15 protein-coding genes are annotated in these 13,672 nt (G+C 69.8%); 5 read left to right on the top strand and 10 right to left on the bottom strand.

Annotation, left to right across the window (positions count from 1 at the left end):
- The first annotated feature begins 47 nt into the window (after window positions 1-47).
- The 3 genes from A4X16_RS01710 (at window position 48) to A4X16_RS01720 (ending at window position 2,752) form a co-directional block, all read left to right on the top strand.
- On the top strand, window positions 48-1,022 hold the full coding sequence (locus tag A4X16_RS01710) for an intradiol ring-cleavage dioxygenase (RefSeq protein ID WP_067115474.1): 975 nt from the start codon (window positions 48-50) through the stop codon (window positions 1,020-1,022).
- A 186-nt stretch (window positions 1,023-1,208) separates the two neighbouring features.
- On the top strand, window positions 1,209-1,493 hold the full coding sequence (locus A4X16_RS01715; protein WP_067115477.1) for a hypothetical protein: 285 nt from the start codon (window positions 1,209-1,211) through the stop codon (window positions 1,491-1,493).
- A 134-nt stretch (window positions 1,494-1,627) separates the two neighbouring features.
- The gene (locus tag A4X16_RS01720) at window positions 1,628-2,752 is read left to right on the top strand and encodes a fatty acid desaturase family protein (RefSeq protein ID WP_331709737.1); all 1,125 of its coding nucleotides are present in this window, start codon (window positions 1,628-1,630) and stop codon (window positions 2,750-2,752) included.
- Between the two features lie 28 nt (window positions 2,753-2,780).
- On the opposite strand, the gene A4X16_RS01725 is transcribed toward A4X16_RS01720, so the two are convergent.
- The 5 genes from A4X16_RS01725 to A4X16_RS01745 form a co-directional block, all read right to left on the bottom strand.
- Entirely contained in the window at window positions 2,781-3,404 is a 624-nt protein-coding gene (locus A4X16_RS01725; RefSeq protein ID WP_067115483.1) for a response regulator, read from the bottom strand.
- A complete protein-coding gene (locus A4X16_RS01730) occupies window positions 3,401-4,639 on the bottom strand; it encodes a sensor histidine kinase (protein WP_067115487.1) in 1,239 nt (412 codons plus the stop codon). Before A4X16_RS01730 ends, A4X16_RS01725 begins: the two co-directional genes overlap by 4 nt.
- A gap of 83 nt (window positions 4,640-4,722) precedes the next feature.
- Window positions 4,723-5,556 carry an ABC transporter permease gene (locus A4X16_RS01735; RefSeq protein ID WP_067115490.1) on the bottom strand — a complete coding sequence of 278 codons (834 nt, stop codon included), beginning with the start codon at window positions 5,554-5,556 and terminating at the stop codon, window positions 4,723-4,725.
- A complete protein-coding gene (locus A4X16_RS01740; protein WP_067115493.1) occupies window positions 5,553-6,473 on the bottom strand; it encodes an ABC transporter ATP-binding protein in 921 nt (306 codons plus the stop codon). The genes A4X16_RS01735 and A4X16_RS01740 overlap by 4 nt, the downstream gene beginning before the upstream one ends.
- A gap of 149 nt (window positions 6,474-6,622) precedes the next feature.
- Window positions 6,623-8,077 (bottom strand): cell division initiation protein, encoded by a 1,455-nt coding sequence (locus A4X16_RS01745; protein WP_067115496.1) that lies wholly within the window; start codon window positions 8,075-8,077, stop codon window positions 6,623-6,625.
- Between the two features lie 227 nt (window positions 8,078-8,304).
- On the opposite strand from A4X16_RS01745, the gene A4X16_RS17680 reads away from it, so the two are divergent.
- Entirely contained in the window at window positions 8,305-8,460 is a 156-nt protein-coding gene (locus tag A4X16_RS17680; RefSeq protein WP_157559919.1) for a hypothetical protein, read from the top strand.
- A 9-nt stretch (window positions 8,461-8,469) separates the two neighbouring features.
- On the opposite strand, the gene A4X16_RS01755 is transcribed toward A4X16_RS17680, so the two are convergent.
- The 3 genes from A4X16_RS01755 to A4X16_RS01765 form a co-directional block, all read right to left on the bottom strand.
- Window positions 8,470-8,991 carry a hypothetical protein gene (locus A4X16_RS01755; RefSeq protein ID WP_067115502.1) on the bottom strand — a complete coding sequence of 174 codons (522 nt, stop codon included), beginning with the start codon at window positions 8,989-8,991 and terminating at the stop codon, window positions 8,470-8,472.
- A 66-nt stretch (window positions 8,992-9,057) separates the two neighbouring features.
- Window positions 9,058-9,978 (bottom strand): AEC family transporter, encoded by a 921-nt coding sequence (locus A4X16_RS01760; protein ID WP_067115505.1) that lies wholly within the window; start codon window positions 9,976-9,978, stop codon window positions 9,058-9,060.
- Window positions 9,979-10,292: 314 nt separating this feature from the next.
- Window positions 10,293-10,916, bottom strand: coding sequence for a GntR family transcriptional regulator (locus tag A4X16_RS01765; RefSeq protein WP_082914208.1), 624 nt, complete (start codon window positions 10,914-10,916; stop codon window positions 10,293-10,295).
- A 281-nt stretch (window positions 10,917-11,197) separates the two neighbouring features.
- Between A4X16_RS01765 and A4X16_RS01770 the strand changes: the two genes are divergently transcribed.
- Complete coding sequence (locus A4X16_RS01770; protein WP_067115511.1) at window positions 11,198-12,334, top strand: AI-2E family transporter; 1,137 nt, start codon at window positions 11,198-11,200, stop codon at window positions 12,332-12,334.
- A gap of 30 nt (window positions 12,335-12,364) precedes the next feature.
- Here the strand turns inward: A4X16_RS01770 and A4X16_RS01775 are convergent, their stop codons facing one another.
- Together A4X16_RS01775 and A4X16_RS01780 are read right to left on the bottom strand one after the other, a co-directional pair.
- Window positions 12,365-13,051, bottom strand: coding sequence for a hypothetical protein (locus tag A4X16_RS01775; protein WP_157559920.1), 687 nt, complete (start codon window positions 13,049-13,051; stop codon window positions 12,365-12,367).
- 45 nt (window positions 13,052-13,096) lie between these two features.
- Window positions 13,097-13,537 (bottom strand): hypothetical protein, encoded by a 441-nt coding sequence (locus tag A4X16_RS01780; protein ID WP_067115515.1) that lies wholly within the window; start codon window positions 13,535-13,537, stop codon window positions 13,097-13,099.
- Between the last annotated feature and the right edge of the window lie 135 nt (window positions 13,538-13,672).

The following is a 13,672-nucleotide window of genomic DNA, read 5'->3' on the forward strand; positions in this document are numbered from 1 at the left end:
CTGCGCCGACCATGGGCTCCACGACACCCGCCGGAAGGAGCACCATCATGAGCCGCATCCCCGAACCCGTCCAGACCCCCGAGGGCCCCGCCTACGAGGGGCGGCTGCTCGATCGGGCGGACGAGGAGGTCGTCGATCAGGGCGCCGCGTTCGACCTGCGGACGCTCGTGTCGCGGCGCGGGGTGCTGGGGCTGGCGGGGCTGGGCGTGGGCGCCCTCGTCCTCGCGGCGTGCGCGCCCGCGGACTCGTCGAGCTCGCGCGGCGCATCGTCGACCGGCGGATCGGGGGACGCGTCCTCGGACAGCGCGACGACCGCCGAGGGCGAGATCCCCGACGAGACGGCGGGACCCTATCCGGGCGACGGGTCGAACGGTCCCGACGTCCTCGAGGAGTCCGGCATCGTCCGCCGGGACATCACCTCGTCGATCGACGGCTCCGCGACCGCCGACGGCATCCCGCTCGACGTCGGTCTGCAGATCCTCGACCTGACGAACGCGGGTGCGCCGTTCGCCGGCGCGGCCGTGTACGCGTGGCACTGCACCGCGCAGGGGGAGTACTCGATGTACTCCGCGGGGCTCGAGGACGTGACCTACCTCCGCGGCGTGCAGGTGGCGGATGCCGAGGGGAAGGTGTCGTTCTCATCGATCTTCCCCGGGTGCTACTCGGGACGCTGGCCGCACATCCACTTCGAGGTCTACCCGGACGTCGGGTCGATCACCGACTCCGCGAACGCGATCGCCACGTCGCAGCTGGCGCTGCCGGAGGACGTCTGCGCGACGGTCTACGCCGATGCGCGGTACGACGGCTCGGCACGCAACATGTCGCAGACGAGCCTCGCGAGCGACAACGTCTTCGGCGACGACTCGGCATCCCTCCAACTGGCCGCCGTCACGGGCGACGTCTCCGGCGGCTTCTCGGCCAGCCTGGTCGTCGGCGTCGACACCACCACGACGCCGAGTGCCGGCTCCGCGCCGTCCGGAGGCCAGGGCGGTCCGGGAGGCGGCCGGCCGCCGTCGAGCTGAGCGCGCCGAGCGCCGACCTGCTAAGCTGATGGTGCAGCGTGTGTCATGGCCCCCCTCTAGGCCGCCACGTCGCCACTGATCAGGGCCCATTCCGGACCACGCACATCGACGCGCGTGGAAGCCGCCCTCGATCTCACATCTTCGCGGACCGCCCTGCGCATCCGCCGCACAGCAATGAGTATCACCATGAGCACGACCACCTTCTCCCCGTCCGATCCGCTGACCTGGAAACAGGCCGACACCGATGTGCACGTCGCCACGCGTGCCGGCGAGTTCGCCGGCTTCGTGGAGTTCGACGGCGCCGCCCACCTCGTCCGCGACCAGCGCGGCGCCGACCTGGGCTCCTTCCGCTCGCTCGACGACGCCCGCCGGGCTCTCGAGGACTCGCACGTCCCCGAACCGCGCCCGCTGAGCTTCACGTTCACCCTGCCGCGCGCCCTGCGTCGGCGACCCCGTCGCGCCCGCGCCTGACCGTCTCGTGGGCGGGACCTGTGAATCGTCACGGGGTCCGGACGTATACCGCCAATCGCATGAGGACCGGGTTAGCCTGAGGTGAGCGTTGGGCGATCTGCCTTGGGCTTCCACAGCTCAAGGGCTCCGATCGTCTGGAGAGCATCATCTCCCTCGCATCCGTCGACACGACCGCCACTCTCGGACCGGTTCGTCAGACCTACTCCGGCACCGCCGAGTTCCCCCCGATGGCGCACGCCTACAAGCAGGTGTCGCAGGTCGTCAGGGAGATGGGGCTCCTGCAGCGCGCGCGCTGGTTCTACGCGCTCGTCGGCACCGCTCTCGTCCTCGCGTTCGGCGGGGTCGTCACGGGCTTCATCCTCCTCGGCGACAGCTGGTTCCAGCTCCTGATGGCCGGCGCGCTCGGCATCATCCTCACGCAGGTCGCGTTCCTCGCCCACGAGGCCGCGCACCGCCAGATCCTCGCCTCGGGACCGGCGAACTTCCGTCTCGCCCGCATCCTCGCGGCCGGCGTCGTCGGCATCAGCTACTCCTGGTGGGACTCCAAGCACACCAAGCACCACGGCAACCCGAACCAGGTCGGCAAGGACCCGGACATCGAGGTCGACACGATCTCGTTCCTCGAGACGGATGCCGCGAAGTCACGGGGTCTGATCCGCGTCCTCACCCGCAAGCAGGGGTGGCTGTTCTTCCCGCTGCTCACGCTCGAGGGACTCAACCTCCACTACCTCGGGCTCAAGCACCTGACGACGAGCAGGAAGGCGAAGGGGCGCTGGATCGAGCTGGGTCTCATCGCCCTGCGCTTCGCCGTGGTCCTCGTGCCGGTGTTCCTTCTGCTGCCCCTCGGCATGGCCTTCGCCTTCATGGGCGTGCAGCTCGCGGTGTTCGGCGTCTACATGGGCGCGTCGTTCGCTCCCAACCACAAGGGCATGCCGATCATCGACCCCAGCGCACGCCTCGACTTCTTCTCGAAGCAGGTGCGCACGTCCCGCAACATCCGCGGCGGCTGGTGGGCGACCTGGCTGATGGGCGGCCTCAACTACCAGGTCGAGCATCACCTCTTCCCGAACATGCCGCGTCTGCACCTGTCGAAGGCTCGGGATGTCGTGCGCGACTACTGCGCCGCGAACGACGTGCCGTACACGGAGACGAGCCTCGGACGCTCCTACGCGATCGTGATCGAGTACCTCAACCGCGTCGGTCTCGCGGCCCGCGATCCGTTCGACTGCCCGGCATCGGCGCAGTTCGGTCGCGCCTGACCGCAGGCCCGCGGATCGGTGTCTCCCGCTAGAGGATGCCGAGCTCGAGGGCGAGGGTCACCGCGCGGGTGCGGTCGGAGACCCCCAGCTTCTCGAAGACGTGGAGCAGATGGGTCTTCACCGTCGCCTCGCCGATGAAGAGGACCCGCCCGATCTCGGGATTGCTGTGCCCGGCGGCCACCAGGCGCAGCACCTCGAGCTCTCGCGCGCTGAGCGCGGGGCGGTCGACGCGCTCGCTGCGCATGCGCGTCACCAGCGTCGCGGCGATCGAGGGCGCGAGCACGGAGTGGCCCTCGGCCACCGACCGGATGCCGGCGACGATCTCCTCGTGCGGAGCCGCCTTCAGCAGGTAGCCGCTCGCTCCCGCCTCGATCGCGCCCAGGATGTCGTCGTCCGTCTCGTACGTGGTGAGCACGAGCACGCGGACGTCCGGGAGCTCCTCGGTGATGCGCGCCGTCGCCTCGATCCCCGAGGTCCCCGGCATCCGCAGGTCCATGAGCACGACGTCGGGCCGGAGCCGAGCCGCCAGGGCGACCGCCTCCGCGCCGTCGGCGGCCTCGGCCACGACGTCGAGTCCCGGGTCCAGGGCGACGAGCCCCACGATCCCGGACCGGACGATGGGGTGATCGTCGGCGACGATGACGCGGATCATGCGTTCTCCTTCGCGGAGGCGGGCGCGGGGGGTGAGACGGATGCGCGGGTCGACGACGCGCCGGCGCCGGCTCCGGCGGGCGGGATCCGGACGATGAGGTCCGTCCCCGACTCCTCGCCGTCGGCCACCGTGAGCGTGCCGCCGACGAGCGCGACGCGCTCGCGCATGCCCGCGAGGCCGAAGCCGCGATCATCGTCGATCGAGACGCCGCCGAGCCCCCGGCCGTCGTCGCGGATGCGCAGCTCCGCACCGTCGTCGACGATCAGGTCCACCAGGGCCGCCGTCGCCGCCGAATGCTTGCGCACGTTGGCGAGCCCCTCCTGGGCGCACCGCAGCAGCACGACCTGTGCGTCCCTCGGCAGCGCGGCGTCCGAGGCGGTCACCCTGATCCGCATCCCGGTCTCCCGCGAGAAGCGCTCGCCGAGACGGCGGAGGGCATCGCCGAGCGAATCCGCCGACGGCGTGGTCGATGTCACCGCGACGAGTACCCTGGCCTCGACGAGCGCCTCGCGCGCCGCATCCTCGATCAGCTCGAGGGCGGCGGGCGACCCGTCGTGCCTGGCGCGCTCCGCCAGCATGACGATGCTCGTGAGGCTCTGCGCGATCGTGTCGTGCACGTCGCGAGCGAGGCGCGCGCGCTCCTCCATCGCTCCGGCCTCGCGACTGGCCGTCTCGAGCCCGGACTGCGCGGCGGTGAGCTCGGCGAGCAGCTGCTGGCGCTGCACGCCCCACTCGGCGATGCGGGTGATCCAGAGCCCCAGCGCGAGGCTGAACGCGGTCGACAGTCCGGCCGTGAGGAAGCCGCCGGCGAACGAGTCCGGCGTCAGACCTCCCCACAGGGCGTAGGCGAGCGCGAGCACGAGGCCGTTCCCAAGGGTCACGAGGATGGCCTGACCGGTCGACCGGGACGTCATCCAGATGAGGGGGAGCACCAGGGTCTGCAGCAGCAGCATGTTGGGATCGATCAGGACCCCGGCCGCGAGGAGGCCGATGAGCAGGATCTGCAGCACCGCCGAAAGGGCCGGAGACGGGTCCTCGATGCCCTCGTGGATGCCCACGTACGGCCGGGCGCCGAATGCGTACACGAGGAACACCGCGAGCGCGATGCCGATCATCGCGAGGCGCGAGCCGGGGAACGTCTCGGGGATCGCGAAGGAGAGTCCCGTGACGGCGAGCAGCAGCGCGAGGGAGGCGACATCCCATCCCAGGCGCTCTCGGCGGATCACGCGGCTCATACGATCCACTCTCGCACCGTTCGCCGCGACCCGATGCCGCGAGGGCGCCGGGTCGCGAGGACCGACCGGAACCTGGGGAGCGGTCATCCGTTGCGTCGGATCCATCGGAAGGTCGCGCGGCTCAGGACGACGCCGACCACGAGCCAGACCGCGAGCATGATCGCCACGAGTCCGAGCTGCCAGTCGCCTCCGGGCTCCGCGGCCGCGAACGAGTCGGGCAGGAGTGCCGCCCGCATGCCCTGCGCTATCCACTTGAGCGGGAAGACGCCCGCGACGTTCTGCAGCCATTCCGGCAGCGAGGAGAACGCGATGTACACGCCCGATATGAACTGCAGCAGCAGCACGACGGGGATCACCACGGCCGAGGCGGTCTTGCCGCTGCGGGGGACCGAGGAGAGGGCGACGCCCAGCAGCGCGCAGGAGAGCAGGCCGAGGACGAACACCCACGTGAAACGACCCCACGCGGCGGCGTCGGAGGGCAGCTCCACCCGGTAGAGGACGACGGCGACGGCGAGCAGCAGGGTGATCTGCAGGATCGCCGTGACGAAGACCTGCCCGATCTTGCCGATGAAGTAGGTCGCGGGCGAGAGGGGCGTGCTGCCGAGGCGCTTGAGCGTCCCGTCGCTCTTCTCGACCGCGATCTCGATCGACAGACCCTGCACGCCCGAGAGGAAGATGCCGCCGGCGACGAGGCCGGGCAGGTAGTAGGTGGCCATGCTGACGGCATCGGGTCCCTGTCCGACGTCGCCGGTGAAGATCGTCGCGAAGATCAGGTACATCACCGTGGGGAACAGGAAGGTGAAGAAGACCTGGTCGCCGGCGCGGAAGTACTGGCGGAGCTCGAAGCCGATCCGTCTCACGCCGAGACGGATCGTCCGGGCGATGCCGAAGCGAGGGGGTGCGGTCACGGCGGTCATGCGGACTCCGTGACGTCGGTGCGGGCGGCGGACGACACGATCGCGGTCGCGTGGGGCTCGGCGGTGCCGTTCGTGTCGTGGTCGCGGATGAGCCCCAGGTAGATGTCCTCGAGCGTGGGACGCACGACCTCGAGGGACTCGGGTTCGCCCAGCGCGCCGTGCAGCTCGACGACGAGAGCGCCGGGGGCCGTCGTCCGACGCTCCTGCATCGCGCCCTCGGCATCCCGCCAGCGCACCATGGGGGTGCGGGCGTCGGGTCCGCCGATCTCGTCGATCGGGCCGATCGCCGCGATCCGTCCTCCGGTGATGACCGCCGCGCGGTCGCCCAGCTGCGCGGCTTCATCCAGGTAGTGCGTCGTGAGGAGGATGCTGGTGCCCTCGGCCTTGAGTGCGCGGATGAGCTCCCAGAACTGTCGACGGGCCTCGGGATCGAATCCTGTCGTGGGTTCGTCGAGGAACAGCAGCTCGGGTCGTCCGATGATGCCCAGAGCCACGTCGAGCCGCCGCTGCTGCCCGCCCGAGAGCCGGCCGGCACGGGTCCGCTGCTTCTGCTCCAGCCCGACCGCGGCGATGACCTCGTCGATGTCCCGAGGCCTCGGATAGTAGCCCGCGAACTCCGTGAGGAGCTCGCGGACGGTGAAGCTCCCGGCCTCGCCGGTCGACTGCAGCACGATGCCGAGCCGGGCCTTCCAGTCGAGGCCGCCGCGCTGCGGGTCCACCCCGAGAACGCGCACATCACCCGAGGTGCGGTGCCGATATCCCTCGAGGATCTCGATGGTGGTCGACTTCCCCGCGCCGTTGGGTCCGAGGAGGGCGAAGGTCTCGCCCCTGCGGATGTCGAAGCTGATGCCGTCGACCGCGGTGAAGCCGCCGTACTGCTTCCGGAGGTCCCGGACCTCGATCACGCTCTCTGTCATGCATCCAGCGTCCCAGCGCAGGGGCGTCGGCGGTAGCGGTGGAGCGACGGAGTCCGGCATCCGTCGACCGGTGGATGCCGCGCGGGCCGCATGCACGAAGGGCGCGGGCGGACAGTCCGCTCGCGCCCTCCGGTGTCAGTGGCGGGTGCTCAGCGCGAGGCCTTCTCGTCGGACTCGACGACCTCGATCGTGATCTTGCCGTCGATCGTCTCCGCATCCGCGTCGAGGATCTCGTCGTCCAGGGCCTCGTCGCCGCGGAACTCCTCGGCGGGGGCGTCCTCGTCGTCGACGACCTCGGCGTGGATCGTCTCGATCGCGTCGTCCGCGTCGTCCACGTCGTCCGCGTCGCTCGCCTCGTGGGCGTCGACGTTCGCTGCGACCGTCGACGACGGAGCGGCGGACGCGACGGAGGACTGCTCGTCGCTGAAGATGCCGTCGGGGCGGATCAGCTCGCGCACCTCGGCCATGAAGCTGGCGAGCTGCTGCTGCTGCCAGCGCAGCTGACGGGCGTGGTCCTCCGCGTCGCGGAGGACGGTGGAGGTGTGCGACGTGACGGAGTCGACGATCTTCTGCGACTTGACGCGCGCCCGCTCCAGCGTCTCTCGCGCGCGCACCTGGGCATCGGCCTCGATGGTCTGCGCCTGCGACCGCATCAGTCGCTCGTAGTCGTCGGCCTTGCCCGAGATGCGCTGCGCGTGCTCGAGCGACGCGGCGACCTGCTCGTTGGCATCCGTCGTGATGCGCTCGGCGTGCGCGACGGCCTGGTTGTGCAGCACGAGGAACTCCTGCTGCGCGTCGTCCTGCCGGCGGGTCAGCGTCTCCTCGAACTCGAGCACGCGGGCGTTCATCTCGCGGACCTCGCGCTCGGCGTCCGCGCGCAGCTGCGTGGTCTCGCGCGTGACGAGCGAGCGGAGGGCCGCCGCGCCCTTCTCGGCCTCGGTGCGGATCGCCGTGGCCTCCTGCGTCGCCTGGTGGACGCGTTCTGCCGCATGCGCGGCCTCGCGCTCGACGGTCGCCTCGTGCGCGGTGTACTCGGTGTCGATCTTCAGGCGCACCTGGTCGGCGTCGTGCTGGGCCTGGGCGATGATGCGCGCGACGTCGGCGTCCGCCTCGGCGCGCTGAGCCGTGACCTCCTCGCGAGCGGCGGCCATGAGCCGATCGGCCTGCACGGCGGCGTTCTGGATCAGGACGTTGGCCTGCTCCTCCGCGACGCGCAGGATCGCCTCGAACTGCTCGCGCGACGGCGCCTCCTGGCCGTCGGCGCGGGGGGTGTCGACGAGCTCGTTGGTCAGGGTCGCGACCTGCTGCTCCGTCTCCGCGGCCTTGGCCCTGACCGCCGTGAGCTCCGCCTCGAGCTCTTCGCGGGCCTCGCGCTCGGCGTCGCGGATCTCCTCGACGCTGTCCTCGTGGCGGGCCTCCGCGGCGGCGAGGTCGGCCTTCGCCTGCTGCAGCTGGTTGCGCAGCGCGCTGATCGCAGAATCGACCTCGGCCTTGTCGTACCCGCGGAACGACGCGGTGAAGCCGCCGGACTGCTCGCGCGGGGTCTCGTCGATGAGCTTGTCGAAGAAGTCGGGAGTGCGGTCGTCGGAGGGTGTTTCGCTCATGGTCAGCCTTTCTGGCGGGGCCGTGACGCCGAGCGGGGGGCTCACACGGGCCGAAGGAGGAGGGTGCGCGGCCCGCGGGACGGCAGGTTCGCGGAGGGCGCGCTGACAAGCCTAGCTTCGGACGCCGCGAGATGCGCGGTCACATCGCAGCGGCTCGGCTGTCAAGACTCCTGCGCCTGCTCGCGCGTCGCGCGATGCTGGAAGCGCACGATCGAGAGGAGAACACCATGTCGGATCCGATGTCGTACCCCGAGGATTCGGGACCGTTCCACCCCGACGAGGTCGACGGTGTCGACGAGGGGCTCAGCGAGCTCGACGACGAGAGCGAGAGCGGCGCCGAGAAGGGCGACGAGGACTCGGCGGACGCGGGTCGCGCGCGCTGAGTCAGCCGATCACCTGTGGTCGGCGCCGACCGCCGACCACAGGGGGTCGGATCCGCGTCCGCGATCGAATCGCAGGCGAGGTCCGGCCGTCGTCGCGAGGCCGCGCGCCTCGGCGCCTGCCTGCACCCGGCGCAGGAGCTCGGTCCAGAACGCCCAGTCGTTCGGCATCCCGGCGTATTCGCGGAAGCGGGAGATCTCGACGCGGGTACCCCCGTCGACCTCGACGAGCCGCGCGATCGCGTCGTCCGCCTCCGCGAAGCGGACTCCGTACGTCCCGTCCGGCAGGATCGTGAACGCGCGCGGATGCTGCAGGGCGATCGAGTCCACCAGCTCCCGCACGACGGGTTCCCCGGAGTGGACCACCATCGTCGTCCCGAGAGTCTCCAGTGCGGCAGCCGTTCGCGGCTCGGCGAGGCGTCGCGTCTCCCGTTCGGCGGCGCTCCCCGACGTCCTCCGGATCCATCGGGGGAGGAGCATCGCCAGCACGATCACGACGACGATCACGGCGATGTAGGGGAGCGGGCTGTCCACCTCCTCAACCTACGCCTTCTCCTTCACCCGCCTCTGCCTCCACCCGTCGATCCCGAGGCGGACTCCTCAGCCGAGCAGGAACATGATGAGCACGAGCACCGGCAGGCACCCCAGAGTGGTCAGGAAGACCGTGTCGCGCGAGATGGTCTCGCCGATGTCGTAGCGCTGCGAGTAGTTGAACACGTTCTGCGCGGTCGGCAGCGCGGCCAGGATCACGACGATCAGCACCTCGCTCGAGGAGAGCCCGAAGACGAACTGCGCCACGGCCCAGGCGATCACCGGCATGACGAGCAGCTTCAGGGATGACGCGAGCACGACGTCGCGGCGGCGGCCCGGGGCCCCGAGCACCCGGCGGCCGTGCAGCGAGATGCCGTAGCTGATCAGCAGCACCGGCACGGCGGCATCCGCGATGAGCTGCGCCGGCTCCATCACGATCGGCGGCACGGTGAGGTCGAGCACCGAGACGAGCGTCCCGAACACGGAGCCGATGATGATCGGATTGGTCGCGGTGCGCACGAGCGTGCGGCGCAGCGACACCCGATCGCTCGTGACCGCGTCGAGGACGGTGAGCGAGATCGGAGTGAAGACCAGCAGCTGCATCAGCACGACGGGGGCGGGGTACGCCGCGCTGCCGAGCAGGTACAGGGAGAGGGGGAGGCCGATGTTGTTCGAGTTGACCTGCCCGGCCGCCAGGGCGCCGATCAGCGTCTCGCCGAGCGGGCGCTTCCACCAGAGTCGGGCGATCAGGGCGTAGACGGCGATGACCGCGACGGCGGCGATCGCCGACACCGGCAGCAGTGACGAGAACAGCATCTTCGCGTCGGCATGCGCGAGCACCGTGAACAGCAGGAACGGCGAGAGGACGAAGAAGATGAGGCGTCCGAGCACGTGACGGGCGTGGGGGCCGAGCAGGTCGATGCGCCCGATCACGTAGCCGAGCACGATGGCGACACCCACCACGGCGAATCCGGTGAGCGTCTCGAGCATCCCTCGAGCGTACCGAGGCCGCGGATGCTCCTCTCTCCGCTACTCGCCCGCGCCACGCGCATAGCAGTGGCGGCGGGGAGAGTCAACGGTCGAGCCCCGATGAGCGCGGATGGATCGCCCCACCTACGCTGGAGACACGACGGGCCGCATTCTTGCCGCTCTGCGTCGGTCGAACCAGGCGGTGCCCTCGAGTTCTCTCTCGGTCTCAGGTGCACTCATGGGGGTGGGTGCGCGTGCGGACCTTCTCGTCGGCTGCTCCGGTCCTCCATGTTCGGGCATGGAGGACCGGGACCAATCTTCCGGCGCCGACTGCGCTATTTCAGCGAGAGCATGCGCCGCACGGCGCTGATGCCCGCATCCGCGCTGCGGGCGCGCATGGCCGACTCGAGGTCCTCCAGCGATTCGCGCGTGTTCACCCTCGGTTCGCCGAGGTACAGGTCGCGGAACACGAGGTACCAGAAGTCGCTGAGCATGAGACGGTACAGATCGTTGAGGGCGCGCTCGGTGAGGAACGAGAACAGCGCGACGTGCGCCTCGATCCATCCCGAACCGTTCTCGACCGAGTCGATGGCATCGCGGATGAGCTCGGTCGCGAGCTCGAGGTCGCGGTCGGAGAGGGCGAGCGCCGCCTCCCTGATGATCTCCTCGCCGTGCGAGGCTGCGAACTCGCGCGTCACGCGGGAGCGCTCGTCGGTGATGTCGGTCACCATCGAGTACCGATTGGCGTGCACCTCCATCAGGCCTGCTCGCGCCAGGCGCTGCACGGCCTCGCGCACCGGGGTGCGGGTCACGCCGAGGTCCTCGGCGATGGTCTTGTCGCTCAGTCGCTCCCCGGGGGCATAGGTGCCGTCGGCGATCAGAGTCGCCAGTCGGCGGAAGAGGTCTTCAGCCCCCAGATTCCGCTGCGCCCCAGGCACGACGGGTACTTCTATTCCCATACATGCACTCTACGGGCAGTCGGCACCGCGTGTATATCAATATGTTGGTTAAAGCGCAGCAGGGCCCGGACAGTTCGCGCGCGGTCCGTGCCTCCGTCGTCCTCGGGGGTTGCGAAACGAACCCCGTGCGGGTACGCGCGCACGGATAGACGGATAGATGGAGCGGTGCGACCGCGAGCGGATCGCGCTCGATCAGCGGCGGCCTCATCGGCGGATCCGCCACCGTCGGTTGCTAGGTTTGTCCTCACGACGCACACGATGCCGGTGAGGGAGAGACACGCATGTGGGGACTGTTCCGCCAGCCGGACGCACCGACCGAGATCCGACCGGCAGAGCCGCGCCTCTGGTCGCGCGGCTTCGGCGTCGTCGCCACTCGTAGTCTGCAGACGCTCGCGGTGCTCGCACTGGTGGCCGTCGGCGTGCTCGTCGTCACGCAGCTGTCTCTCGTCTTCATCCCGGTGACGATCGCCCTCGTCCTGGCCTGCGCCATCCACCCCGTCGTCAGCTTCCTGCGGCGCCGGGGCGTGCCGTCGATCCTCGCGACCTGGATCTCGCTCATCGCGATCATCGCGATCCTGGGCACGGTCGTCTGGGTGATCGTCCTCACGGTGCGGTCGCAGTGGGACGACCTCGTCGAGTCGGCATCCGACGGCATCACGCAGGTGACCGCGTGGCTGGACACCCTTCCCTTCGATCTCGAGGCCGTGAACCTCGACGACGTCTGGGCGAGCGTGAGCTCGTTCCTCACCAGCGCCTCGTTCGGACGCGGCGCGCTCGCCGGAGTGTCCGCCACCGCCAGCTTCTTCACCGGTCTGCTGCTGATGATCGTGGTGCTGTTCTTCTTCCTGAAGGACGGCCCGCGCATCTGGGAGTTCCTGCTGCGTCCGTTCACGGGTGAGAGCTACGCCCGCGCGCGGCGCATCGGCGACAAGTCGGTCGAGGTGTTCGGCGGCTACATCCGCGGCACCGCGATCATCGCCGCGGCGGACGCCATCGGCATCGGGGTCGGTCTGGCCATCCTGCAGATCCCGCTCGCGCTGCCCCTCGCCGTGATCGTCTTCCTCACGGCTTTCATCCCGCTCGTCGGCGCCACCGCCGCCGGGATCCTGGCCGCTCTCGTCGCCCTCGTGACGCACGGCCCGGTCGCGGCGCTGATCGTCGTCGGCATCGTCGTGCTCGTCAACCAGCTGGAGGGCAACTTCCTGCAGCCCGTCGTGATGGCGCGGTCGCTGAAGCTCCACGCGCTGGTCATCCTGCTCGCGCTGACCGCCGGCACGATCCTCGGCGGCATCGTCGGCGCGGTGCTCTCGGTGCCGCTCGCGGCCGCCGCGTGGGGCGTCATCACGGTGTGGGACGGCCCGAACACCCCGGCTCGCCCGTTCCGGAAGAAGCGGCCGGAGACCATCGAGTCGCGCTGACGCGAGGGCGTCCGTCGCTCCCGCTCGGTGCTACTCCCACACGGTGAAGGTCACGTCGACCGATGCCTCGTCGAAGCGGGTGACCTGCACGGCCGCGAAGCGTCCGCTCTGGAGCCGAAGGCAGACCGCGGGCTCCTTCAGCAGATGAACCTCGATCGACGAGCTCGACGCGTATCCGGTCGCCGCAGCGCACGTCTCGTATTTCGCTATCCCCGAGGGCAGCGTGAGCGAGGAGACGCCGTATCCGAACCGCAGCTCGTCGCCGTCGTAGCGAACAGAATCGCTCCACGCCATCGTGCCCCCGGCGCCGAAATTCGGCATCACGGAGTTCAGGTCGATGGTGTCACCGTTCCTGGCCAGCGTGATCGCGGCCGTGGCGCGCAGAGGGTGCACGTCGTCGGGGTCGACCGTGTACGGCGCCGCAGCACGAAGAACCTGGTTCTCGGCTCGAAGGGATGAGACGGTCTCATCTCGGGCGGCGACTTCTGCGTTGGCGGTCACGAGCTGGAACTCGAGTTCCTCCTTCGCTGAGATCAACGCGGCGCGGTCCGACGTGAGCGAGGCATTGTCCCTCTCGAGACTGGCTGTCATGAACCCGAGGACTCCGGTCGCGATCGCGAACACCGCGCCGAATGCACCGATGACAGCCGTCGTGCGGTCGAACCGGATCCGTTGCAGATCGATGCGGCGGGACTTCACTTCGTTCCTGGAATCCATGCCGGACATGTTGGCAGTGCATCGCCGTGTTGTCGACGGCGCAGATCATCGGGCGGAGGCTGCGCTCCGCTCGTCCTCTGAGTTCGGCGTCCAGCCGAACCAGCCGCCGTCTGCGGCTATCACGGCCCAGTCCCCGCAGACGAAGATGCTCTTCGCCGTATAGGGATCGGGAGCGTCGTCGAGGACCCAGGCCGGGGCTGAGTACCGCTCGACCTCGGCGCAGTCGCCGCCGAGCGGGGAGCCGCTGGTGAGCAGGACGACCGCTTCGGTGGCGTCCTCGAGCGTCGAGGTGCGCACAGTGACCTCCGTCGCGTCGGCGGGAAGCCAGTCCGCGTCGACCTGTGCCTCGTCGTCGAACGCCCCGACGTCCGCGAAGGTCGACGTCGCATGCTTGTGGACGAGGCTGTCGTACGCGGAACATCCGGTCAGCGACAGCATCCCCGCGAGGATGAAGGCCGGGGCAGTGAGGGCGAGTCGTGCGTTCATGCCTCCAGCCTCATCGGCGAGGAGCGCAGGGGCATCGAGCGCGGGAGGTACCGGCATCCGTCTGGAGGATGATCTCAGGGCAAGGCAAAACCCCCGCCATGTAGAAGCTAGGCGAGGGTTTCTGGGACCACTGTA

Source organism: Microbacterium sp. H83, assembly GCF_001650405.1.
Taxonomy (GTDB): Bacteria; Actinomycetota; Actinomycetes; order Actinomycetales; family Microbacteriaceae; genus Microbacterium.